The sequence below is a fragment of the Streptomyces sp. EDA2-14 genome (genome assembly GCF_054963755.1).
The window spans coordinates 177,942-199,139 of record NZ_JBUEGE010000004.1 but is presented as its reverse complement, the minus strand read 5'-3'; the positions used below and the strand labels follow the sequence as shown (position 1 = coordinate 199,139).

Below are 21,198 nucleotides of genomic sequence, written 5' to 3'. Positions count from 1 at the left end.
TCGTTCACGTCGCCGACCGTGCCCGTCAGCCCGCGGTGGGCGGCTGCCCGGCGGTCCTGGGGGCCGTGTAGAGATGCTCGCGGACCCGCTTGACCAGGCGCGCCATCTCGTAGGCGACGAGCCCGATGTCGGCCGCGGCGGTGCTCAGGACGGCGAGGCAGGAACCGTCTCCCGCGGCCGCCACGAAGAGGAAACCTTCATCCATCTCGACCATGGTCTGCCGCACTCCGCCGGTTCCGAAATGCCGCCCGGTGCCTTTGGCGAGGCTGTTGAAGCCGGAGGCGACGGCCGAGAGGTGTTCGGCGTCCTCCTGGCGGAGGCCGCTGGAGGAGCCGACGGCGAGCCCGTCGTTGGAGAGGATCACGGCGTGTCGCAGTTCGGGCACTCGCCGCACCAAGTCGTCGAGGAGCCAGTCGAGTTCGCCGGCACCGTGGGGCGCGCCCGTGGTGCTCGGTTCCTTGATCATGCGGGGTCTCCTTCATGGGTGTCGGTGCCGGGCGGACGACCGCCGCCTCGGGCCCAGCCGTCCCGGAAGGAGGCCATCCGGGCCCGGACCTGTTCGGGGGTGCGCTCGTCCGCCGCGGGCACGCGCGCGGGGGGCGTCGGTTCGGCGGGACGGCCCCGCAGTTGGGGCGCCAGATGGGCCTGGCGTACGCGGCGTGGGAGACCGTCGGGGGGCGGGGCCGGGGCGGCCGCACTGCTCTCGGCGTGCCCGTTGTTCTCAAAGGGCTCGACGTGCTCGGTCCGCTCGGCGTGTTCCGGCTCCGGTGATGTGCGCAGGCGCAGTGCGGTCACGCCGGGTGGGTGCCGGGGACGCTCGGGCTCCACCACGGAGGGGGCGAGGGCCGGGCGCGGCGGCGGTGCGGGGACGGGGTGGGTGTCAGTCATCGGCGCTGCTTCGGGTTCGGGCACGCGCGCGTAGCGGCGCTCTTCCTGGGACAGTTGGTGGTCGTCACGGGCGCTGGGCCCGATCTCGGCGTCCTTGTGGAGCAAGGGGGTGGGCAGCAGGACGACCGCGGTGGTGCCTCCGTACGGGGACGTGCGCAGGTGCACCTTGATGTCGTGGCGTCCGGCGAGCCTGCTGACCACGAAGAGGCCGAGCTGGTCGCTGTCGAACAGATCGAGGGCCTCCGAGTCCTCGATGCGCCGGTTCGCCTCGGCGAGGGTCTTCTTGCCCATGCCGAGTCCGCGGTCCTCGATCTCGATCGCGTACCCGTTGCCGACGGGCTCGCCGCTGACGCGCACCTTGGTGTGCGGTGGCGAGAACTGGGCGGCGTTCTCGACGAGTTCGGCCACCAGGTGGGTGAGGTCGGCGACGGCGGCGCCGGTCACCCGGGCGTCGGAGAGCTGCCGCACCTCCACGCGCGCGTAGTCCTCGATCTCGGAGACCGCGGCCCGTACGACGTTCGTCAGGGCGACGGGCCGGCGCCAGGCGCGGCCCGGTGCGGCTCCGGAGAGGATGATCAGGCTCTCCGCGTGGCGTCGCATCCGCGTGGTGAGGTGGTCGAGTCGGAACAGGTCGCCGAGTTCGCCCGGATCGTCGGTGCGGCGCTCCATGCTGTCCAGGAGACCGAGTTGGCGGTGGACGAGGACCTGGCTTCGGCGGGCGAGGTTGACGAAGACCCCGGAGATTCCGCTGGCGAGTTCGGCGCGCTCCACGGCGGCGTACAGGGCCGCGCGGTGCACGGTGGTGAGAGCTTCGGACACCTGGCCCGTCTCGTCCTCGGCCGGTGGTCCCTGAGGCGCCTCGACGGCCACGTCGATCTCCTCGCCGGAGCGCAGTCTGCGCATCGTGTCCGGCAGTTTGCGGCGGGCGATCTCCAGTGCGGTGTTGCGCAGGCCGACCAGTTCGACGACGAGGCCGCGGCCGATGCGTACGGAGATCACCAGCGAGGCCGCCACGGCGACGAGCCCGAACAGGACGGCCGCGCCCGCCGGAGTGAGCAGTCCGCGGGTGAGCGGGTCCGCACGGTCCGCGGCGCCGCGTGCGGCGTCCGTCTCGATGGCGCGCAGCCCGTCCCGCACCGTCGCGTGGGCCGGGCCCCAGGTGTCGGCAGACGCGGCGGCGAGCGCGTCCCTGCCCGGTTCCGCGATGAGGGTGCGGTCCTCGATGGCGCGTACGTCGCCGTAGGCGCGGCCCGCCACCAGGTGCGTCAAGGCGGCTCGTTCGGGTCCGCGCAGGTCGTTCGCGGCGGTGTCGAGCAGGCTCCTGCGGGTGTCCACGGCTCCGGTGAACAGCCGCAGCCGCTCGCCGTCCAGGGAGTCGGTGAGGCGGGCGCCGGCGAGCACCGAGTTCTCGCGGGCGAGCATCTCGGTGGAGCGGCCGAACTCCAGGACCACGCGCGCGTCGGAGCCGAGTCGCGAGTCCTGGATGCCGGTGAGCGAGCCGCTGACGGCGAAGGCGCTGTCGACGGAATTCGTGTACTGCCCGTACGCGGAGTCCCAGCCTGTGCGTTGTTCGAGGACGGCCGTGCGCACCCTTCGCAGGTGCTCGGCACCGGTGACGAACGACTTCAGGCGGCCGGTCACCGCGCGGGGAAGGTCCGCTCCGTCGGCGACCGTGCCGTGCCCGACGATGCGCAGGGCGGATACGGCGGTGTCGGTGGCCGCGGCACGTCTCCTGAGGTCTTCACCGCGACCGGCGGTGGGCTTGGTGGCGTAGGAGACGGCGGCGGTGCGCTCGGCCTGGAGGGCGGCCACGGCAGCGCCCACCGGTTCGCGCACCACCTCGTCGACCCGCTGCGCCTGCCGAAGCCGCGCGACGTCCCGGGCCGTGCTCACGGTGGCGTAGCCCCATAGGGCGAGCAGTGAGACGACGGGCACCATCAGGAGGCAGATGATTTTCGCCCGGACCGTACGGGGGCGCAGATTGACGGCTCCCCCGCGCGCGGGGGGCTCCCTGTCGGGCTCCGGATCTGCCTGGAGGTCTTCCTCGGCGGGCGGCCCGGCGTGTGCGCGCCGTCCGCGCACCGGGGGCCGACTCGGCTGCGGAGGAACGGAACTGGACGTTCTGCGGGGCGGGCGCATGGCCTCCTCGGTGGGGGGATCGGGGCACCTTCACGTGCCGGGCTGGTGTCGACGCAGGCAGGGGTGGTCAGTGCGTCAGGTGCTCCAGGGGGCGCTGAGCGGACCTGGATGCCTCCTGTTCGTCGGCGGTCGGGGACAGTGCGACGAACGCCGAGGTCAGGAAGAGGTAGGCGCCGAGCCCCACGGCCAGCGGGAAGATGAACTGCATCGCGGAGGCCCCGGCGGGTTCCGCGGTGGACGGCGTCACCCGCACGCTCACCGCCATCATTCCGGTGTAGTGCATGCTGCTCACGGCGCCGCCCATGACGAGGGAGGCGACCGCGACGCCGCCGGGCGACTTGATGTGGAGACCGGCCCAGAGCGCGACGGTCGCCGCGCCGACGGCGCTCACCACGGAGACGGCGACCAGCAGCGGGTCGTAGGCGACGTGCCCGTGCAGGCGCAGGGCGGCCATCCCCAGGTAGTGCATGCCGGCGATGCCGAGGCCCGTGGCGAGGCCGCCCAGCACCAGGGCACGTCCACTCTCCCGCTGCCGGGCGACCACGAAGATGCCGACGCCGACGACGGCCACCGCGACGACCAGGCTGAGGATGGTCAGTGGGACGTTGTAGCGGATCTCGGTGCCCGTGACGCCGAAGCCGAGCATCGCCACGAAGTGCATGGTCCAGATGCCGGTGCCGATGGCGGAGGCCGCGGTGAGCAGCCAGTTGCGCCGCGCACGTCCCGTGGTGTCCAGCGCGCGTACGGTGCAGCGCAGTCCGAGCGCCGCTCCGATGCAGGCCATCGCGTACGACAGCACGGGGGTCAGCCAGCCGAAGGCGGCGTGGTCCAGGTGTCCCATGGGTCAGGGACGGTATGCCGGTGGGGGCGCACAACAGGGGCGCAGTTCGAAAGGTTTTGGAATACGCCGGAGATGCGATGGGGAACGATCGCGGGAAAGTCGAACATGCGCACCGCACGTGCATGCGATGTCTTCGGCGAACAACGGGACCTTTCGATCCTCTGCCACCCGTCTGTCACCCACTCGTGTCACAGCACGCGCCCGGGCGCCGCTGTCAGTGCGCTGCGCAATCATGGAGCGCATGAACGATGACGCCACACGTGTGCAGGAGTTCTTCACGGCCAGGGCCGCCGACTGGGACGCGCGTTTCCCCGACGACGGCCCTGCCTACGCGTCCGCGGTGGCCGCGTTGGAGCTGCGCCCCGGGAGCCGGGTGCTCGACGCCGGTTGCGGCACGGGCCGGGCGCTGCCGCCGCTGCGCGCGGCCGTGGGGCCCTCCGGCACGGTCCTGGGCGTCGATCTGACCCCGGCCATGCTGGAGCAGGCCGCGCGGGCGGGTCGGGACGCCGACGGGCGGTTGCTGCTCGCGGACGTGGCGCGGCTGCCGTTGCGCGAGGGCGCGCTGGACGCGGCGTTCGGCGCGGGACTCATCTCGCACCTGCCGCAACCGACCGAGAACCTGCGCGAGTTGGCGCGCGTGGTGCGCCCCGGCGGCCGGCTCGCGCTCTTCCACCCCATCGGCCGGGCCGCCCTCGCCGCCCGCCACGGCCGCGATCTCACCCCGGACGACCTGCGCGCCGAGCCCAATCTGCGTCCGCTGCTCGCCGGCGCCGGCTGGCGCATGACCTCGTACGTCGACGAGGACGAGCGCTTCCTGGCGCTGGCGGTCCGGGAGGGCTGAGAGGGCCGAGCCGTTCGGCGCAATCGACGGCGGTGCAAATGTGGTGCACCTTCGGTGCTTATTTGGTTCACTCGTGGGAGTGGTTCACAGCGAAACAGGAGGCACCACCATGTCCGGACACCCCGACCATCCGCCGAGCGAGCGCTTCTCCGTCACCCTGGCCCCGCCCGCGGTCGTCGCGGTCAACGAGCTGGCGGAGAGCGGCCGGGTCAGCAAGGCCGATGTCATCAACCGCGCCGTGCTGCTCCTCGGCCTCGTCGAGAGCGAGCGGGCCAAGGGCAACGAGCTGATGATCCGCACGAAGGACGGCGACCTGGAGCGCATTCACATCCTGTGACGCCGCCCGACCGGCCGCCAGACCGACCGGCCGCCAGACCGATCGGCCGTCAGGCCAGGAGCGCGGCAGCGAAAGCGTCCGGGTTGTCGAACATGACGACGTGCCCGGCATCGGGGACGTCGACCACCCGGACGCCCGCGGCCACAAGACCGGCCCTGCCGGGGAGTTCGCCACTCAGCTCGCCCTGGAGATAGACCCGGTCGATCGAGAGCCCTGCCAGCATCTCCCGCATGGTGGGCTCGGTGCCGCGCACGAGCCCGGTCGCGCTGCGGTGCAGGGCCCGCGGATCCGTGAGGCGCAGGGTGGACGCGTACAGCGACTCCATCTCCTCCAGCACGCGCGCGTGGCCGCCGCCCGACACGTACGCCTCTTCTTCATAAGAAGCGATCCGCCTGCTGCCCGCCGAGTCAGGCGGAAACGGGTCGAGGTTCCCCTCGGCGACGACAAGGCGGGAGACGAGATCGCCCCGCCGGTGCGCCAGGACGATCGCCACCGAGCCGCCCATGCTGTGCCCGACGAGCTCCGCCCCGCTCACCCCCGCGGCATCGAGCGCCGCCGCCAGCGCGTCGGCATGCTCCTCCAGCGTGTACCCGAAGTCGGCGGGACGGTCGCTGATGCCGTGCCCCGGCAGGTCCACGAACAGCGTGCGCCGACCGGCCAGTTCGGGCCGGGCCGCGATGTGCGCGTGGTAGACGGTGGACGCCGCACCGAGCCCGTGGACGTACACGCGCGCCGGTCCGTCGCCGGCCACCTCGATCCAGCGAATCCGGCTCCCCTGCTCGTCGAACGGCGTCTGCCGCATGTCGCCCTCCTCGTTCGGTCTCGCGATCTCCCTTCGCATTACAATACATCGGGGCCGCAGTACTACGTCAACGATGTACTTCGCGAGCGCAGACATGGGCCACAATGAGGGCATGCTGGAGCTCGCGATCCTCGGTTTTCTGTACGACGCACCCCTGCACGGCTACGAGCTGCGCAAGCGCATCACGGCGCTCACCGGGCACGTCAGGCCCGTCGCCGAGAGCACGCTGTATCCGGCGATCAAGCGCCTGGAGAAGGCGGGGCTGCTCGCACGCGAGACGCAGCCGGGCGCGGTGGCGGCGCCGCGGCACGTCCTCAGCCTCACCGAGAAGGGCCGCCAGGAGCTGCGCGACAGGGTGCGCGAGCCGGCGCAGTCCGACATCACCGACGTGAACCGCTGGTCCACCGTGCTCGCCTTCCTGCGCCATCTGGACGCCCCGCGCGAACAGGCCGCTGTGCTCCGGCGCAGGCTCGACTTCCTGGAGGAACCCGCGAGCTTCTTCTACGACGGCGACCGGCCGTTGCGCGCGGAGGAGCTGGACGATCCCTTCCGGCGCGGCATGCTGACGATCGCCCGCGCGACCGGCCGTGCCGAGCTCAAGTGGCTGCGCGCCACGATCGAGGAGCTGCACCCGGAGGGCCGCTGAAGGCGTACCGCGCGGGATCCGCTCCGCTCCCGGTTCTGTCACCATGGCTGCAACTGCGCGACACATGTCGGCGGTTACGGGCAGGGGGACGGTGGTGCTCATGATCGACCGGGTCCGCAAGGCGTGGAGCACATGGCGCAAGAACATCGCGCGACACGAACACGCCGGTACACGCGACAGGAGTGAGCGTGCGCACAACCTCTTCGACGCGGCGGCCTCCTACGTGGTGGCGTGCGTCGAGGACGACCAGGAGCGCGCCGACGAGGCGGCGGGCTGGGTGGAGCCGAGCGCGCTGGTCTTCGGGGTCAACGAGCTGGCCTGCAGGGCCGTCATCGCCCTCGCCCGGGAGCGCGACGAGCCGCCGCGGACCGTCGCCCGCACCCTCCTCGGGCTGCCCGTCGGCTGACCCGCACGCGCGCGAGGCACACACGGCGCACACGGGATGTCGACACGCTGTTCACCACTGGACCGCCGCGGCTCAACTGCCGCCGACTTTCCTGGTCATCGACCGCGGACCCCCCTGTACGGCGCCGTCGGGCACTGGCTAAGGTCTCGCCGGTGGAACGAAGTTCAGGGGAGGCAGGCGTGGCCGGAGTGGACGAAGCGGCGGTCGAGGAGGACGACGCGCTGTACGTGCTGACGGCGGTGTTGCTGACACCTGCGAAGTTCCCGAGCGTGCTCGGTGACGACTACCCGGAGGCCTGCTCGGCGCTGGGCCTCGCGCCGCTGGCCGAGGGGTACGGGCTGGTGCTCGGCCAGGACGGGCAGGGCGCCCGCTGGACCGTCGTGGTCGACGACGTGTCGCTGGTCGCCGTCGCCATCGCGTCGTGGGACTGCGGCATGGAGTACGAACTCTCGCCGGACGAGAACAGCATGGTCGCCGCGCTGCCGGGCTGGCCGCTCGCGCTCGCCGTGGCCGCCCCGGGCGTCCCCGCGCCGCACGATCCGGAGCCCGACCCCGAGTACGACGACACGCGGCCGCTGACGCCGCCCGACACGGAGACGTGGGGCCCGGCCCAGCGACGCCTGGGAGCGGACGAGATAGCGCTCCAGTGGGCCGTCTGGCGGGAACAGCTCGACGACTCCCAGTTCGCCACGGAGGAGGACACGGAGGACGACTCCGGGGCCCCTCAGGAGGGCGACGGCACGGACGCCGGGTCGGGCGGTTCGCACTCGGGCATCAAGCGGGTCCTGGCCGAGGTGCGTGGGTACGTGGACGCGCCGCCACCCCTGGGTCGCGTGCGCTCCGCGTTCGCCTCGGGCGACTCCCGGACACTGCGCGCCGACGGGCCCGGCTGGTCGATGGTCGCGCGGACCGACGACATTGCCTTCGTACTCCTCGACGACGAGCCGGGCGAGGTGCTGCCGGTCGGCCGGGGCCGGGAGCTTCCGGGTCTCCTCGAAGCGCTCGACAAGATGGCCGTACGTCCTACGTGACGACGGCCGTACGCCCGGTGTGAACCGCCGGGGCCGCACGGGACGCCCGCACCCCGTACAGCCCCGAGCACCGCATCCGCCCCTCAGCGCCCCAGTTCCTTGCGCGACACCCGGCGCAGCCTGCGCCGCTGTCCGGGGTCGAGCATCAGGTACGCCGCGGTGGGCACGCCCAGCACGATGAGCAGGGCCGCCCACCAGGGCAGCCAGATCAACAGGATGATGCCGGCCGCCACGCCTCCCGCGGCGATCTTCGCGTTCCTCGACATGTGTGGCCTCCTTCGGGACGCCCGCCCTCGCCTGAGTGGGGCGGGTCCGCCCTCTGCTGTGAAAAACGGGCCCGCGTCGCCCGCAGTTCCTTCGGGTGACCCTGATACATCCCTGATTCCGTGCCCCCGCGCACGGCCGGGACACCTCAGATGTCGGCCCGCAGCGGCTCTCCCACTTCATACATGTGCCGCAGTGCCTGACGGTAGGAGTCGACGAGCCCTGTCTCCACGAAGGGGATGCCGAGTTCGCGGCAGTGGGCCTTGACCATGGGCTGGGCGAGGCGCAGGTGGGGGCGCGGCATGCTCGGGAACAGGTGGTGTTCGATCTGATAGTTGAGCCCGCCGAGGAACCAGTCGGTCAGGGCGCCGCCCTTGATGTTGCGCGAGGTGAGGACCTGGCGACGCAGATGGCCCCACTTGTCGCCGTCCGGGTCGGGCATCTCCATGCCCTTGTGGTTGGGGGCGAACGCCATGCCCAGGTGCAGCCCGAACAGGGCCTGGTGGAGCGCCGCGAAGACGAGGGCGTGGCCGAGCGGCATGGTGATGAGCAACAGGGTGAGGTAACCGGCCACGTGCGCGACCAGGAGGGCGCCCTCCACGAGGCGTTCGCGGCCGCTCTGGCGGCGCAGGTCCTGGAATCCGTAGATCTTCAGGGCGAGGCCTTCGAGCAGGGTGAGCGGGAAGAAGAGCCAGGCCTGGTGGCGGGTGAGCCAGCCGCGGAACCCCGCGCGCGTGGCGGCCTGCTTGCTGGTGAAGACGAGTACGTCGGCGGCGACGTCGGGGTCCTTCTCGATGTGGTTCGGGTTGGCGTGGTGCCGGTTGTGCTTGTCGTTCCACCAGGAGTAGCTCATTCCGAGCAGCAGGTTCCCGTGGACCAGGCCGATCAGCCGGCTCACCGAGCGGTTACCGGTGATCTGGGCGTGGCCCGCGTCGTGCCCGATGAAGGCGGTGCGCGCGCCCAGTACGGCGAGGACGGGCGCGAGGGCGAGCACCCACCACGAGCCGCCCAGGAGGGCCACGCCCGTGACGACGGCGCCGAGGCAGAGGGCATTGACCGCGATGGTGCGCACGTACCAGCCGGTGCGCCGCTCCAGCAGGCCCTGCCCCTTGACGACGCGCAGCAGTGGAGTGAACTCGCTTCCCCCTTCGGAGGGGGCGCGCCTCGTGGCGGATTCCGGCAGGGTTCCGACGGCCGTGGGCATGGCGGTTCTCCGGTCTGTGGTGGGTGGGCTCCGAGCGGCGGGCTGCACGTCGCCCGACCACTGGGAACCTATGGATCACGGACCTTGATCGACCATGGCGCCACCACCCGAGTACCGCCGCGGTTCACCCCCGCTCGACAGGGGGGTAAGCCCCACCCTTAAGGGTGGGGTGACTCAGATCACGACATACGCAGACGCGTCCGACGGATCGGGAGGTGTACCCTCGGCGCCTCCAGGGTGAGTAGTCAAGTTTGATGAATACGAGGAAGTCGCCATCACCGAGCACACCCGCACCGCGCCGCCCACCCCCACCGAGACCGCCGAACTCGCGCGCTGCGGCGTCGTGTTCTCCCCCGCCGATCCGGCCCGCACCTCGACCGTGGCCTTCTGGCGGCCCGACGGCGCCGAGCCGCCGCTGCCGGACGCGGGCACCCGCACCGAGCTGCGCCTCGCGCTGCCCGGCGAGGGCGCCGTGGAGCCCGTGACGGTACCGGCCGTCGCCCTGCCCGTGCGTGCCGCACTGCCGGTGCTCACCCGCGCGCGTACCACCGCGGACGCCGACCCGACCGCGGCGTTCTGGGGCGCGGCCGGGCTCCTGGCGCTCCAACTGGTCGCCCGTGGGCTGCTGTTGCCTGGGGTGAGCGCCGAAGGACACGACGCGTGGCGTGCCGGTCCATTGCGGGCCGACGACCTCGACCGGGTCGGGGAGCTGTCCGCCGCGATGCCGCCCGAGGCGCACGCCGTGGTGCTGGACGGGTTCGAACCGCCGCGCCTGCACGCTCCGGAACGGCTGTTGCGCGCGTTCCTGGACGCGGTGGCCGACGCCCTGCCCCGCTCCCCCGCCGCCGCGCACGCCGCGGGCGGCCCGGCGTTCGCGGCGCGCACGCCACGGCGGGTGCCCGAACTGCGCCCCTGGGCGGGGGACGTCGCGGCGGGGCACGACGCGGGCGTGCGGATCTCGCTGCGCGTGGAGGTGCCGGGCCTTGAGGAGAGCGTGGACGACGAGGCCCGCGTCCCGTTCCGCGCGGTGCTCCAGTTGCACAGCGTCAGCGATCCCACGGTGATCGCGGACGCGGCACAGGTGTGGGCGGGGACGGGTGCGGCGGGGCGGGCCTTCGGCGACCGGGCCCGCATGGACGCGTTGTTGGCGCTGCGTCGCGCCACGCGCGCGTGGTCACCGCTCACTCCGCTGCTCTCCGCGACCGTGCCGGACGCGGTCGAGCTGGCCGACGAGGAGGTCACGGAGCTGCTCGGCGAGGGCGCGCGGGCGTTGTCCGCGGCCGGTGTCGAGGTGCACTGGCCCAAGGAACTGGCCCGCAAGCTGACGGCGCGTGCGGTGATCGGTCCCGCCGAGGACGAGGACCCCGACGGGCTGTCCTCCGACACGCCTTCCTTCCTGTCCGCGGACGCCCTCCTTGCGTTCGACTGGCGGTTCGCCCTGGGCGACCAGGAGTTGAGCCGCGCGGAGCTGGACGTGCTCGCCGAGGCGAATCGTCCCGTCGTACGACTGCGCGACCAGTGGGTGCTGATCGATCCCGCGGAGGCCCGGCGCGCCCGCTCCCACCAGGACCGCAAGGTCACCCCCGTCGACGCCCTGAGCGCCGTCCTCACGGGCTCCACGGAGGTCGAGGGCCGCCGGGTCGACGTGCGGCCCACAGGCTGGCTGACGGCCCTGCGGGACCGCCTCGCCGAACCCGAGGGCATGGAGCCGGTCGGCCAACCGGACGCGCTCGCCGCGGACTTGCGCGACTACCAGCTGCGCGGACTGAACTGGCTCGCCCGCATGACCTCGCTCGGGCTCGGCGCCTGCCTTGCCGACGACATGGGTCTGGGCAAAACCATCACCCTGATCGCGCTGCACCTGCACCGCCAGACCTCTTCGGAGAGCGCGGGGCCGACCCTCGTGGTCTGCCCGACGTCCCTGATGGGCAACTGGCAGCGCGAGATCGAGAAGTTCGCCCCCGGCACCCCCGTACGCCGCTTCCACGGCGGCCGCCGCTCCCTGGAGGGCCTCGCCGACGGCGAGTTCGTGCTCACCACGTACGGCACGATGCGCCTGGACGCCGCCCACCTCGGCACCGCGCCCTGGGGGATGCTCGTCGCCGACGAGGCGCAGCACGTGAAGAACCCGTACTCGGCGACGGCCAAGGAGCTGCGCACCATCGGCGCACGCGCGCGCGTGGCGCTCACCGGCACCCCGGTCGAGAACAACCTCTCCGAACTGTGGGCCCTCCTCGACTGGACGACACCCGGTCTCCTCGGCCGCCTCGGCACGTTCCGTACGCGCTACGCCCGGGCCGTCGAGGGCGGCAAGGACCCGGCCGCCGCGGAGCGGCTGGCCAAGCTCGTGGGGCCCTTCCTGTTGCGCCGGCGCAAGTCGGACCCCGGCATCGCACCGGAGCTGCCGCCCAAGACGGAGACGGACCGCGCGGTGTCCCTCACCGCCGAGCAGGCGGGTCTCTACGAGGCCGTGGTGCGCGAGACGCTCGCGGAGATCGCCGGGGCGGCCGGATTCGAGCGGCGCGGTCTGATCGTCAAGCTCCTCACGGGCCTCAAACAGATCTGCAACCACCCGGCGCAGTACCTCAAGGAGGACAAGCCGCGCATCACCGGCCGCTCCGGGAAGCTGGAACTCCTCGACGAACTCCTGGACACGATCCTCGCCGAGGACGCGAGCGCGCTGGTCTTCACGCAGTACGTGCAGATGGCCCGCCTCGTGGAACGGCACCTGGCAGCCCGCGGCGTGCCGGTGATGTTCCTGCACGGAGGTACCCCGGTCGCGGAGCGCGAGGCCATGGTGCGGCGCTTCCAGGAGGGCGAGGTCCCGGTGTTCCTGCTCTCCTTGAAGGCGGCCGGCACGGGACTCAACCTCACGCGCGCGGAGCACGTCGTGCACTACGACCGCTGGTGGAACCCGGCCGTGGAGGCGCAGGCCACCGACCGCGCGTACCGCATCGGGCAGACCCGGCCGGTACAGGTGCACCGGCTGATCGCCGAGGGCACCATCGAGGACCGCATCGCGGAAATGCTGCTCCGCAAGCGGGAGTTGGCGGACGCCGTGCTCGGCTCCGGAGAGGCGGCACTGACCGAACTGAGCGACGCGGAGCTGGCGGACCTGGTCGAACTGCGAGGGGGCACCCGATGAGTCACACGGACGACGAGATGCGCACCTTCGCGGCGCTGCCGCCCGCGCGTGGGCGGGCCTTCGCCCAGACCTGGTGGGGGCAGGCCTGGCTGAAGGCGCTGGAGGACACCGCGCTCGACACCGCGCAGCTGAAGGCGGGGCGCAGGCTCGCGCGCGCGGGAGCGGTGGGCGCGGTGTCGGTCCGGCCGGGGCGGATCACCGCCGTGGTGGAGGACCGGGGCGGCGCGACCTACCGCTCCGACGTACTGCTGCAGTGCCTCGACGAGGACGCGTGGGACTGCTTCCTGACGATGGCGGCCGAGCGGGCGGGGCACATCGCGGCGCTCCTGGACCGCGACATGCCGCCGCATCTGGTGGAGGACGCCTCGGCCTCGGGGGTGGAACTCCTGCCGGGGATCGGCGATCTGGAGCCGCACTGCGACTGCGACGCCTGGGACCACTGCGCGCACACGGCGGCCCTGAGCTATCAGCTCGCCCGCCTCCTCGACCAGGATCCGTTCGTCCTGCTCCTGCTGCGCGGGCGCGGTGAACGCGCACTGCTCGACGACCTTCAGGTGCGCAGCACAGGGGGTGCCGGGCCTGCGGAGCCGCGCGGGGAGGAACAGGAGGCCGAAGGCGTGGACGCGGCCGAGGCGTACGCGTCGGCGATCGTGCTGCCTCCGCTGCCGGGGCCACCGCCGCTGCCCGAGGAGCCCGGCCTGCCGCCGTCGCTCGACACGGAGACACCGCCGCCCGCGGGCACGGATGTGGAGGCGCTCGGCTTCCTGGCAGCGCAGGCGGCGGCCGAGGCGCACCGACTGCTCGCGGACGCACTGTCGCCGGGGCACGAACAGCGGGCCGTCCCGCCGGAACCGGCCGTGGGGCAGGACGCCGTACGCCTGGCCGCCGCCTTGCCCGCACCGCACGTCCGGGCCCGGCTCACCGAGGTCGGGGACCGCGGCCGGGAGGGGCTGGCGCTCGCCGTGCGCGCCTGGGAGTACGGAGGCGCCGCCGCACTCGACGTGCTGGACGAGGAGTGGACCCCGGACGCGGACGGCGCGCTACGCGCGCGTGCGGCGCTCGACGCGGCCTGGGACGACGACGAGCGCCCCGCGCTCAAGGCCGCCCGCAGCCGCTGGAGCACCACCGACGGGCAGGCCCAGCTGCGGCTGGGCCGTGACGGGCGCTGGTGGCCGTACCGCAAGCGGCGCGGCCGCTGGACGCCGGCGGGACCGGCGTCGGCCGACCCCGCCGCCGCGCTGGCCGGAGCGATCGGCTCCGCCGACGACGACGCGCGGGTCGGCCACTGAGGCCCGCGGGGAACTAGCGGATCGGCATGCCGGAGAGGGTGCGGGCGATGACCAGGCGCTGGATCTCGCTCGTGCCCTCGAAGATCGTGTAGATCGCGGCGTCGCGGTGCATGCGCTCCACCGGGTACTCACGCGTGAAGCCGTTGCCGCCGAGGATCTGGACGGCCTGGGCGCTGACCTTCTTGGCGGTCTCGCTCGCGAACAGCTTGGACATGGAGCCCTCGGCGTTCTCGAACTTCTTGCCCGTGGACGCCATCCAGGAGGCACGCCACACCAGGAGACGCGCGGCGTCGATCGAGGTGCGCATGTCGGCGAGCTGGAAGGCCACGCCCTGGTTGTCGATGATCGGGCGCCCGAACTGCTCGCGGGTCTTCGCGTACTCCAGGGCCTCCTCGTAGGCGGCGCGGGCCGTGCCGACCGCCATGGCACCGACGGCGGGACGCGAGGCCTCGAAGGTGGCCATCGCGGCGTTCTTCACGCGCTCGCCGCCCTTCTTGGCCTTCTCCCGCGCACGGGCGAGGCGCTCGTCGAGCTTCTCCTTGCCGCCGAGCAGGCAGGAACCGGGAATCCGGACGTTCTCCAGGACGACCTCGGCGGTGTGCGAGGCGCGGATGCCGTGCTTCTTGAACTTCTGGCCCTGGGACAGGCCGGGGGTGTTCGGCGGCACGATGAAGGAGGCGTGCCCCTTGGAGCCGAGCTCCGCGTCCACGGAGGCGACCACCACGTGGACATTGGCGATGCCGCCGTTCGTCGCCCACGTCTTGGTGCCGTTGAGGACCCACTCGTCCTTGGCCTCGTCGTAGACGGCACGCGTACGCATGGAGGCGACGTCGGAGCCGGCGTCCGGCTCGGAGGAGCAGAAAGCGGCCACCTTCACGTCGTTCACGTCGCCGTACATCTGCGGGATCCAGGTGCCTATCTGCTCCTCGGTGCCGTTGGCGAGGACGCCGACCGCGGCGAGGCCCGTGCCGACGATGGACAGGCCGATGCCCGCGTCGCCCCAGAACAGCTCCTCCATGGCCATCGGGATGCCGAGGCCCGACGGGTCGAAGAACTGCTGCGCGTAGAAGTCCAGGGAGTAGATTCCGAGCTTGGCCGCTTCCTGGATGACCGGCCAAGGGGTCTCCTCGCGCTCGTCCCACTCGGCGGCCGCGGGGCGGATCACATCGGCGGCGAAGCCGTGAAGCCAGTCACGGACTTCCTTCTGCTCGTCGTTGAGATCCATGGTGAACTCGGCCATAACCCCTCCAGGGCGCACGCACTGCTGTGTTACTTAAGGTAACCCGAGTCTGTTACTGGCGAGTAGCCTCTGTCAACCTCCGAGTACGCGTTCGATACCGGATTGCCATCGGGTGTTACCTTTCGCGTGCGTCAGGCAATCGCACGCAGGGGCGGGGAGAAGAGTTCATGGAGACCACACAGCGCACCGAGCAGCGCGCGGACCAGCAGTCCGCCGCCGAGCGTCGGCGGCGCGAGCTGCTGGAGGCCGCGGACCGCGTGGTGCTCCGGGACGGCCCCGGCGCCTCGATGAACGCCATCGCGGCAGAGGCCGGGATCACGAAGCCGATCCTCTACCGGCACTTCGGCGACAAGGGCGGCCTCTACGCGGCGCTGGCCACGCGCCACACGGACGCGCTGCTCGCCTCGCTGCGGGCCGCCCTGGACGCGCCCGCGGAGCGGCGCGAGCGCGTGGAGGCGACGCTCGACACCTACCTCGCGGCGATCGAGGCCCGTCCTCAGGTCTACCGCTTCCTGATGCATCCGGCGGAGGGCTCCCCCGTCGAGTCCGGGTTCGACGTCGGGCGGCACTCGGCGCCGCTGCTACGCCGCATGGGCGAGGAGCTGGCCGAGGTGATCGAGGAGCGCGTGGATCTCGGTCCCGGCAGCCAGCAGCTGGCGCGCGTGTGGGGGCACGGGATCGTCGGCATGATGCACGCGGCCGGCGACTGGTGGCTGGGCGAACGTCCGTGCTCGCGGGCCGAATTGGTGCGCGGACTCGCGGACCTGCTGTGGGGGCGGCTCGCCGCGGCCGGCGACAAGGTGGGCGGCCCGGGCTTCTGATCCGGGGCACCCGCGCCTCAACGCCTCAAGAGGCCCACGAGCGCCGCCTCCTCAAGCCCACGAACGCCTCAGGAGGCCCACGGCGCCTTCGCGGCCTGGCGCAGGACCCTCCTGCGCCGCCACCCGGTGACCCGCTCCGTGTACGTCCGCCCCTCCAAGTGGTCGCACTCGTGCTGGAGGCAGCGGGCGAACCAGCCCGTGCCGTGGATCACCAGGGGTTCGCCGTCGGCGTCGTACCCCTCCACGCGCGCGTGGTCGAAGCGGGGCGTGCCCGCCTCCAGACCGGGGAGCGACAGGCAGCCCTCGGGGCCGCGGATCACCTCGCCGTCGGCCTCGACGAGGCGCGGGTTCACGACATGTCCGATGTGGCGCACTTCGTCGTCGTCCTCACAGTCGTAGACGAAGACGCGCAGTCCCTTGCCGATCTGGTTCGCGGCGAGGCCGACGCCCTGCGCCGCGTACATCGTGGCGAACATGTCCTCGATCAGGCGCCCCAGCGAGTCGCCGAAGTCCGTGACCTCTGCACAGGGTTGGTGCAGCACGGGTTCACCGAGCAGGGTCAGGGGTCGTACGCGCCCCGAGGCGCCCGGGATCGAGCCTTGTCGCATGCGGGTAAGGGTACGGTCCGGGGCGCACCACGAAGTGCTGGTGGTGCCGCGGTTCGGGCTTGTCGGAGGATCTCGATAGGCTGAGCCCATAAACGATGCCGGGGGCAGGCGCGGCGCCGTACGCAAGGAGGACCCAGGAAGATGGCAGGCAACTCGGAGCCGATGACTCCGCGCGCCAAGCTGGCCGTGACGGCCGGCCGGGCCGCGGCCGCGGTGTCGCGGGCGGCGGGCCGCGGCAGCGGATCAGTGATCGGCGGCAAGGTCGCGCTGCGGCTCGACCCCGAGCTGCTCGCGCGGGTCGCCCAGCACTTGGACGTGGTGCTGGTCTCGGCCACGAACGGCAAGACGACCACCACGCGACTGATCGCGGAGGCCCTGCGCGCCAGCGGCCCCGTCGTGTCGAACGCGCTGGGGGCGAACATGCCGGCGGGCATCACCTCCGCCCTCGCGGGCGGCGGCGAGTCCAAGTACGGCGTGATCGAGGTCGACGAGAAGTACCTGGCCGGTGTCGCCCGCGACACCGAGCCGAAGGCGATCGCGCTGCTCAACCTCTCCCGCGACCAGCTGGACCGCGCCGCGGAGACCCGCATGCTCGCCGAGAAGTGGCGCGAGGGTCTGGCCGGTTCCAAGGCGATCGTGATCGCGAACGCCGACGATCCCCTGATCGTCTGGGCCGCCTCCTCCTCGCCGAACGTGGTGTGGGTCGCCGCGGGCCAGGAGTGGAAGGACGACGCCTGGTCCTGCCCGGCGTGCGGCGGCGTGATGCAGCGCCCCGGTGACGACTGGTTCTGCGGCGAGTGCGGATTCCGCCGTCCGCTCGCGAGCTGGGCGCTCCAGGGCGACCACGTCATCGACCCGCACGGCTCGGCCTGGCCGATCCACCTCCAGCTGCCGGGCCGCGCCAACAAGGCGAACGCGGCGACGTCCGCCGCCGTGGCCGCCTGCTTCGGCGTGCCCCCGCAGGTCGCCCTGGAGCGCATGTACCAGGTGCAGGCCGTCGCCGGGCGCTACGACGTCGTGCAGTTCCAGGAGCGCGACCTGCGGCTGCTGCTCGCCAAGAACCCGGCGGGCTGGCTCGAAACGTTCACTCTGATCGACCCGCCGCCGACCCCGGTGATCCTCTCGGTGAACGCGCGGGGCGCCGACGGCACGGACACCTCCTGGCTGTGGGACGTGGATTACACGCGTCTGGCCGGGCACCCGATCTGCGTGATCGGCGACCGCCGGCTCGACCTCGCGGTCCGCCTCGAGGTCGCGGGCCTGGACTTCCGGGTCTGCGACACCATTGACGAGGCGGTGCAGATGTCGCCTCCGGGACGGATCGAGCTGATCGCCAACTACACCGCGTTCCAGGACGTCCGTCGGCGTGTGGGCAACTGACCCCGTTCCTGCGAGGACCAGCGAAGGATCATGAGCATGAGTGACAACAGCCTGCGTCTCGTGTGGGTCTACCCCGACCTCCTGAGCACCTACGGCGACCAGGGCAACGCCCTGGTGGTGGAGCGCCGCGCGCAGCAGCGCCGCCTCCAGGTCGAGCGCTACGACGTGCGCAGCGACCAGGCGGTGCCGACCTCCGGCGACATCTACCTGATCGGCGGCGGCGAGGACCGGCCGCAGCGCCTCGCGGCGGAGCGGCTGCGCCGCGACGGCGGCCTGCAGCGCGCGGTGGGCAACGGCGCGATCGTCTTCTCCGTGTGTGCCGGCTACCAGATCCTCGGCCACGAGTTCGTGAACGACCTCGGTGAGCGCGAGTCCGGGCTCGGCCTGCTCGACGTCGTCTCGACGCGCGGCGAGGGCGAGCGCTGCGTCGGTGACGTCCTGGCCGACATCGACCCGGAGTTGAACCTCCCGCAGCTGACCGGCTTCGAGAACCACCAGGGCGTCACGCACCTCGGCCCGTCCGCCCGCGCCTTCGCCCGGACCCGCTTCGGCAAGGGCAACGGCACGGGGGACGGTACCGAAGGCGCCTTCAACGACACCGTGTTCGGCACGTACATGCACGGTCCCGTGCTCGCGCGCAATCCGCAGATCGCCGACCTGCTGATCAAGCTGGCGCTCGATGTGAACGCGCTGCCGCCGGTGGACGACCGGTGGTACGAGGAGCTCCGCAACGAGCGGATCGCGGCGGCCACGGCACAGCCCGCCTGACCCCTTCAAGGGCCCCTCCGGAGGGGCCCTTTAGGGCGCCCCCGCGCCCATGTGAGCAGGCCAGTCCACCAGTCGGACGCCCCGTGCGAACGGGCCCCCGGACGCCGATAAGGTACGGGGGTCCAGCCGGACGACGCAGTCCGGTCATCGGCCCACGTTTGCAAAGGTATTCCGGGCTTATGCGTATTGGTGTCCTCACCTCCGGCGGAGACTGCCCCGGTCTGAACGCCGTGATCCGTTCGGTCGTGCACCGTGCCGTCGTCGACCACGGCGACGAGGTCATCGGCTTCCACGACGGCTGGAAGGGCCTGCTCGAGTGCGACTACCGCAAGCTGGACCTCGACGCGGTGGGCGGCATCCTCGCCCGCGGCGGCACCATCCTCGGCTCCTCCCGCGTCCAGCCCGCGCATCTGCGTGACGGCGTCGAGCGGGCCAAGGGCCATGTCGCGGACCTCGGCCTGGACGCGATCATCCCGATCGGCGGTGAGGGCACCCTCAAGGCGGCCCGGCTCCTCTCGGACAGCGGCCTGCCGATCGTCGGCGTACCGAAGACGATCGACAACGACATCGCGGTCACCGACGTGACGTTCGGCTTCGACACGGCCGTCGGTGTCGCCACCGAGGCGCTCGACCGCCTCAAGACCACCGCCGAATCGCACCAGCGCGTGCTGATCGTCGAGGTCATGGGCCGGCACACCGGCTGGATCGCGCTGCACTCCGGGATGGCCGCGGGCGCGCACGCCGTCGTCGTGCCGGAGCGGCCCTTCGACATCGACGAGCTGACCAAGAAGGTCGGCGAGCGGTTCGAGGCCGGCAAGAAGTTCGCCATCGTCGTCGTCGCCGAGGGCGCCAAGCCCCGGGTCGGCTCGATGGAGTACGACGAGGGCGGCAAGGACGTCTACGGCCACGAGCGCTTCGCGGGGATCGCACGGCAGCTCTCCATCGAACTGGAGCAGCGCCTCGGCAAGGAGGCCCGCCCGGTGATCCTCGGTCACGTCCAGCGCGGCGGCACCCCCACCGCGTACGACCGCGTGCTCGCCACCCGCTTCGGCTGGCACGCCGTGGAGGCCGTGCACCGCGGCGAGTTCGGCCGGATGACCGCGCTGCGCGGCACCGACATCGTGATGGTGTCGCTCGCCGAGGCCGTGGAGACGCTGAAGACGGTGCCGGACGAGCGGTACGCCGAAGCCGAGTGCGTGCTCTGATCCGCTTCCCCGGCTCAACCTCGTAGAACTGCCCCCGGCCGATACAGCGGCCGGGGGCAGTTCTACTCTGGTTGCGCACAATCCGTACGAAACGAGCAACAGGAGCCGGCGGATGGATCACAGCGGGCACGGCATGAACATGGATCTGCCGCCGTTCACGCTGGGGCGTGGGCTGGAATGGTCGGCCGACCCCTTCTTCCTCGTCGGGTGCCTGCTGGCGCTCGCCCTCTACGGATGGGGCGTGCTGCGCCTGACCCGGCGCGGTGACGCCTGGCCGGTGGCCCGGACGATCTCGTACGTCGTGGGCGTGCTCACCATCGGCCTGGTGATGTGCACCAAGCTCAACGACTACGGCATGGTCATGTTCAGCGTGCACATGGTGCAGCACATGGTCATCAGCATGCTGTCGCCGATCCTGCTGCTGATGGGCGCCCCGATCACGCTGGCGCTGCGGGCGCTGCCGGTCTCCGCGAAGCGCGGCAGCAAGGGGCCGCGCGAGCTGCTCCTGGCGCTGCTGCACAGCCGCTACATGCGGATCATCACGCACGCGGCGTTCACGATCCCGCTGTTCATCGCGTCCCTGTACGCGCTCTACTTCACTCCGCTCTTCGACTTCCTCATGGGGTCCAAGATCGGGCACATCGCGATGATGGTGCACTTCCTCGCCGTCGGCCTGGTGTTCTTCTGGCCGATCATGGGCGTGGACCCGGGTCCGCACCGGCCCGGCTATGTGATGCGGATGCTGGAGCTGTTCGCGGGCATGCCGTTCCACGCGTTCTTCGGGATCGCGCTGATGATGGCGTCGACGACGATGGTCGGCACGTTCGAGAATCCACCGGCCTCGCTGGGCATCGATCCGCTCGCCGACCAGACGGCGGCGGGCGGCATCGCCTGGGCCTTCAGCGAGGTGCCTTCGGTCCTGGTGCTGCTCGCCCTGCTCTTCCAGTGGAAGAAGTCCGAGGACCGGCAGGCGCGCCGCAAGGACCGGGCCGCGGACCGGGACGGCGACAAGGAGCTGGAGGCGTACAACGCCTACCTGGCCTCCCTCAACGCGCGCGGCCAGTAGCGCCACACCGCGCGTGGCAGTAGCGCCACTGCCCCGTTACGGGTGAGTATGGCCTCCTGGTCGCGGCTCGGACATGGTCCGGCTGCTGGGAGGAGGGTGTGTGATGCCCGGTTCCACGAAGACGATGGGTGCGTTCACCGTGGGCGGCCTGGTGGCCGTGACCGCCTACACGGTGGCGCTCGGCAGCAACGGGTGGTTGTGGTTCGGCTGGGTGGTGCTCGGCCTGCTCACCGTCGCCATGGTGGCGTCCCGCAGCAGCTGACGGCCCCGGCCGCCG

The 21,198-nt window shown here is 71.9% G+C and carries 21 protein-coding genes; 13 read left to right on the top strand and 8 right to left on the bottom strand.

The window, feature by feature from the left end; all coding sequences use genetic code 11:
• Positions 1-25 precede the first annotated feature (25 nt).
• The 3 genes from ACY34M_RS13835 to ACY34M_RS13825 form a co-directional block, all read right to left on the bottom strand.
• The gene (locus ACY34M_RS13835) at positions 26-466 is read right to left on the bottom strand and encodes a roadblock/LC7 domain-containing protein (RefSeq protein ID WP_462717906.1); all 441 of its coding nucleotides are present in this window, start codon (positions 464-466) and stop codon (positions 26-28) included.
• A complete protein-coding gene (locus ACY34M_RS13830) occupies positions 463-3,027 on the bottom strand; it encodes a nitrate- and nitrite sensing domain-containing protein (protein ID WP_462717905.1) in 2,565 nt (854 codons plus the stop codon). Before ACY34M_RS13830 ends, ACY34M_RS13835 begins: the two co-directional genes overlap by 4 nt.
• Before the next feature lie 67 nt (positions 3,028-3,094).
• Positions 3,095-3,868 carry an MHYT domain-containing protein gene (locus tag ACY34M_RS13825; protein ID WP_462717904.1) on the bottom strand — a complete coding sequence of 258 codons (774 nt, stop codon included), beginning with the start codon at positions 3,866-3,868 and terminating at the stop codon, positions 3,095-3,097.
• 241 nt (positions 3,869-4,109) lie between these two features.
• Between ACY34M_RS13825 and ACY34M_RS13820 the strand changes: the two genes are divergently transcribed.
• Together ACY34M_RS13820 and ACY34M_RS13815 are read left to right on the top strand one after the other, a co-directional pair.
• The gene (locus ACY34M_RS13820) at positions 4,110-4,709 is read left to right on the top strand and encodes a class I SAM-dependent methyltransferase (RefSeq protein WP_462717903.1); all 600 of its coding nucleotides are present in this window, start codon (positions 4,110-4,112) and stop codon (positions 4,707-4,709) included.
• A gap of 109 nt (positions 4,710-4,818) precedes the next feature.
• Complete coding sequence (locus ACY34M_RS13815; RefSeq protein WP_462717902.1) at positions 4,819-5,046, top strand: hypothetical protein; 228 nt, start codon at positions 4,819-4,821, stop codon at positions 5,044-5,046.
• A gap of 49 nt (positions 5,047-5,095) precedes the next feature.
• Here ACY34M_RS13815 and ACY34M_RS13810 read toward each other — a convergent pair whose 3' ends face one another.
• Positions 5,096-5,848, bottom strand: a complete 753-nt coding sequence (locus tag ACY34M_RS13810; RefSeq protein WP_462717901.1) for an alpha/beta fold hydrolase — start codon at positions 5,846-5,848, stop codon at positions 5,096-5,098.
• Positions 5,849-5,960: 112 nt separating this feature from the next.
• Here ACY34M_RS13810 and ACY34M_RS13805 point away from each other — a divergent pair, with 112 nt between their 5' ends.
• The 3 genes from ACY34M_RS13805 (at position 5,961) to ACY34M_RS13795 (ending at position 7,931) form a co-directional block, all read left to right on the top strand.
• A complete protein-coding gene (locus ACY34M_RS13805; protein WP_462717900.1) occupies positions 5,961-6,494 on the top strand; it encodes a PadR family transcriptional regulator in 534 nt (177 codons plus the stop codon).
• 100 nt (positions 6,495-6,594) lie between these two features.
• Positions 6,595-6,900 (top strand): hypothetical protein, encoded by a 306-nt coding sequence (locus ACY34M_RS13800; RefSeq protein ID WP_462717899.1) that lies wholly within the window; start codon positions 6,595-6,597, stop codon positions 6,898-6,900.
• Positions 6,901-7,079: 179 nt separating this feature from the next.
• Positions 7,080-7,931 (top strand): hypothetical protein, encoded by an 852-nt coding sequence (locus tag ACY34M_RS13795; protein ID WP_462717898.1) that lies wholly within the window; start codon positions 7,080-7,082, stop codon positions 7,929-7,931.
• 83 nt (positions 7,932-8,014) lie between these two features.
• On the opposite strand, the gene ACY34M_RS13790 is transcribed toward ACY34M_RS13795, so the two are convergent.
• Both ACY34M_RS13790 and ACY34M_RS13785 read right to left on the bottom strand, forming a co-directional pair.
• Positions 8,015-8,197: a hypothetical protein gene (locus ACY34M_RS13790; RefSeq protein WP_462717897.1), complete on the bottom strand. Its 183-nt coding sequence runs from the start codon at positions 8,195-8,197 to the stop codon at positions 8,015-8,017.
• A gap of 146 nt (positions 8,198-8,343) precedes the next feature.
• Positions 8,344-9,399 carry a fatty acid desaturase family protein gene (locus ACY34M_RS13785; protein ID WP_462717896.1) on the bottom strand — a complete coding sequence of 352 codons (1,056 nt, stop codon included), beginning with the start codon at positions 9,397-9,399 and terminating at the stop codon, positions 8,344-8,346.
• A 343-nt stretch (positions 9,400-9,742) separates the two neighbouring features.
• On the opposite strand from ACY34M_RS13785, the gene ACY34M_RS13780 reads away from it, so the two are divergent.
• Together ACY34M_RS13780 and ACY34M_RS13775 are read left to right on the top strand one after the other, a co-directional pair.
• Positions 9,743-12,544, top strand: coding sequence for a DEAD/DEAH box helicase (locus ACY34M_RS13780; RefSeq protein WP_462717895.1), 2,802 nt, complete (start codon positions 9,743-9,745; stop codon positions 12,542-12,544).
• Entirely contained in the window at positions 12,541-13,833 is a 1,293-nt protein-coding gene (locus ACY34M_RS13775; RefSeq protein WP_462717894.1) for an SWIM zinc finger family protein, read from the top strand. Before ACY34M_RS13780 ends, ACY34M_RS13775 begins: the two co-directional genes overlap by 4 nt.
• A 13-nt stretch (positions 13,834-13,846) precedes the next feature.
• Here ACY34M_RS13775 and ACY34M_RS13770 read toward each other — a convergent pair whose 3' ends face one another.
• Positions 13,847-15,073 (bottom strand): acyl-CoA dehydrogenase family protein, encoded by a 1,227-nt coding sequence (locus tag ACY34M_RS13770; RefSeq protein ID WP_462717893.1) that lies wholly within the window; start codon positions 15,071-15,073, stop codon positions 13,847-13,849.
• 167 nt (positions 15,074-15,240) lie between these two features.
• Here ACY34M_RS13770 and ACY34M_RS13765 point away from each other — a divergent pair, with 167 nt between their 5' ends.
• Positions 15,241-15,894: a TetR family transcriptional regulator gene (locus tag ACY34M_RS13765; RefSeq protein ID WP_462717892.1), complete on the top strand. Its 654-nt coding sequence runs from the start codon at positions 15,241-15,243 to the stop codon at positions 15,892-15,894.
• Positions 15,895-15,962: 68 nt separating this feature from the next.
• Here the strand turns inward: ACY34M_RS13765 and def are convergent, their stop codons facing one another.
• Positions 15,963-16,502 (bottom strand): peptide deformylase, encoded by a 540-nt coding sequence (gene def / locus ACY34M_RS13760; RefSeq protein ID WP_462717891.1) that lies wholly within the window; start codon positions 16,500-16,502, stop codon positions 15,963-15,965.
• Between the two features lie 141 nt (positions 16,503-16,643).
• Here def and ACY34M_RS13755 point away from each other — a divergent pair, with 141 nt between their 5' ends.
• From ACY34M_RS13755 to ACY34M_RS13735, 5 genes are all read left to right on the top strand, one after another.
• Positions 16,644-17,882: a MurT ligase domain-containing protein gene (locus ACY34M_RS13755; protein ID WP_462717890.1), complete on the top strand. Its 1,239-nt coding sequence runs from the start codon at positions 16,644-16,646 to the stop codon at positions 17,880-17,882.
• A gap of 36 nt (positions 17,883-17,918) precedes the next feature.
• Positions 17,919-18,650 carry a type 1 glutamine amidotransferase gene (locus tag ACY34M_RS13750; RefSeq protein ID WP_462717889.1) on the top strand — a complete coding sequence of 244 codons (732 nt, stop codon included), beginning with the start codon at positions 17,919-17,921 and terminating at the stop codon, positions 18,648-18,650.
• A 179-nt stretch (positions 18,651-18,829) separates the two neighbouring features.
• The gene (locus ACY34M_RS13745) at positions 18,830-19,855 is read left to right on the top strand and encodes a 6-phosphofructokinase (RefSeq protein ID WP_462717888.1); all 1,026 of its coding nucleotides are present in this window, start codon (positions 18,830-18,832) and stop codon (positions 19,853-19,855) included.
• 112 nt (positions 19,856-19,967) lie between these two features.
• On the top strand, positions 19,968-20,921 hold the full coding sequence (locus ACY34M_RS13740; RefSeq protein WP_462717887.1) for a cytochrome c oxidase assembly protein: 954 nt from the start codon (positions 19,968-19,970) through the stop codon (positions 20,919-20,921).
• Between the two features lie 103 nt (positions 20,922-21,024).
• The gene (locus ACY34M_RS13735) at positions 21,025-21,183 is read left to right on the top strand and encodes a hypothetical protein (RefSeq protein ID WP_326020160.1); all 159 of its coding nucleotides are present in this window, start codon (positions 21,025-21,027) and stop codon (positions 21,181-21,183) included.
• The last annotated feature ends 15 nt before the right edge of the window (positions 21,184-21,198 follow it).

Bases quoted from the DNA above. Each gene is read 5' to 3' on its own strand.
- ACY34M_RS13835 (WP_462717906.1), bottom strand. From the start codon at position 466: ATGATCAAGGAACCGAGCACCACGGGCGCGCCCCACGGTGCCGGCGAA.
- ACY34M_RS13830 (WP_462717905.1), bottom strand. From the start codon at position 3,027: ATGCGCCCGCCCCGCAGAACGTCCAGTTCCGTTCCTCCGCAGCCGAGT.
- ACY34M_RS13825 (WP_462717904.1), bottom strand. From the start codon at position 3,868: ATGGGACACCTGGACCACGCCGCCTTCGGCTGGCTGACCCCCGTGCTG.
- ACY34M_RS13820 (WP_462717903.1), top strand. From the start codon at position 4,110: ATGAACGATGACGCCACACGTGTGCAGGAGTTCTTCACGGCCAGGGCC.
- ACY34M_RS13815 (WP_462717902.1), top strand. From the start codon at position 4,819: ATGTCCGGACACCCCGACCATCCGCCGAGCGAGCGCTTCTCCGTCACC.
- ACY34M_RS13810 (WP_462717901.1), bottom strand. From the start codon at position 5,848: ATGCGGCAGACGCCGTTCGACGAGCAGGGGAGCCGGATTCGCTGGATC.
- ACY34M_RS13805 (WP_462717900.1), top strand. From the start codon at position 5,961: ATGCTGGAGCTCGCGATCCTCGGTTTTCTGTACGACGCACCCCTGCAC.
- ACY34M_RS13800 (WP_462717899.1), top strand. From the start codon at position 6,595: ATGATCGACCGGGTCCGCAAGGCGTGGAGCACATGGCGCAAGAACATC.
- ACY34M_RS13790 (WP_462717897.1), bottom strand. From the start codon at position 8,197: ATGTCGAGGAACGCGAAGATCGCCGCGGGAGGCGTGGCGGCCGGCATC.
- ACY34M_RS13785 (WP_462717896.1), bottom strand. From the start codon at position 9,399: ATGCCCACGGCCGTCGGAACCCTGCCGGAATCCGCCACGAGGCGCGCC.
- ACY34M_RS13775 (WP_462717894.1), top strand. From the start codon at position 12,541: ATGAGTCACACGGACGACGAGATGCGCACCTTCGCGGCGCTGCCGCCC.
- ACY34M_RS13770 (WP_462717893.1), bottom strand. From the start codon at position 15,073: ATGGCCGAGTTCACCATGGATCTCAACGACGAGCAGAAGGAAGTCCGT.
- ACY34M_RS13765 (WP_462717892.1), top strand. From the start codon at position 15,241: ATGGAGACCACACAGCGCACCGAGCAGCGCGCGGACCAGCAGTCCGCC.
- def (WP_462717891.1), bottom strand. From the start codon at position 16,502: ATGCGACAAGGCTCGATCCCGGGCGCCTCGGGGCGCGTACGACCCCTG.
- ACY34M_RS13755 (WP_462717890.1), top strand. From the start codon at position 16,644: ATGGCAGGCAACTCGGAGCCGATGACTCCGCGCGCCAAGCTGGCCGTG.
- ACY34M_RS13750 (WP_462717889.1), top strand. From the start codon at position 17,919: ATGAGTGACAACAGCCTGCGTCTCGTGTGGGTCTACCCCGACCTCCTG.
- ACY34M_RS13745 (WP_462717888.1), top strand. From the start codon at position 18,830: ATGCGTATTGGTGTCCTCACCTCCGGCGGAGACTGCCCCGGTCTGAAC.
- ACY34M_RS13740 (WP_462717887.1), top strand. From the start codon at position 19,968: ATGGATCACAGCGGGCACGGCATGAACATGGATCTGCCGCCGTTCACG.
- ACY34M_RS13735 (WP_326020160.1), top strand. From the start codon at position 21,025: ATGCCCGGTTCCACGAAGACGATGGGTGCGTTCACCGTGGGCGGCCTG.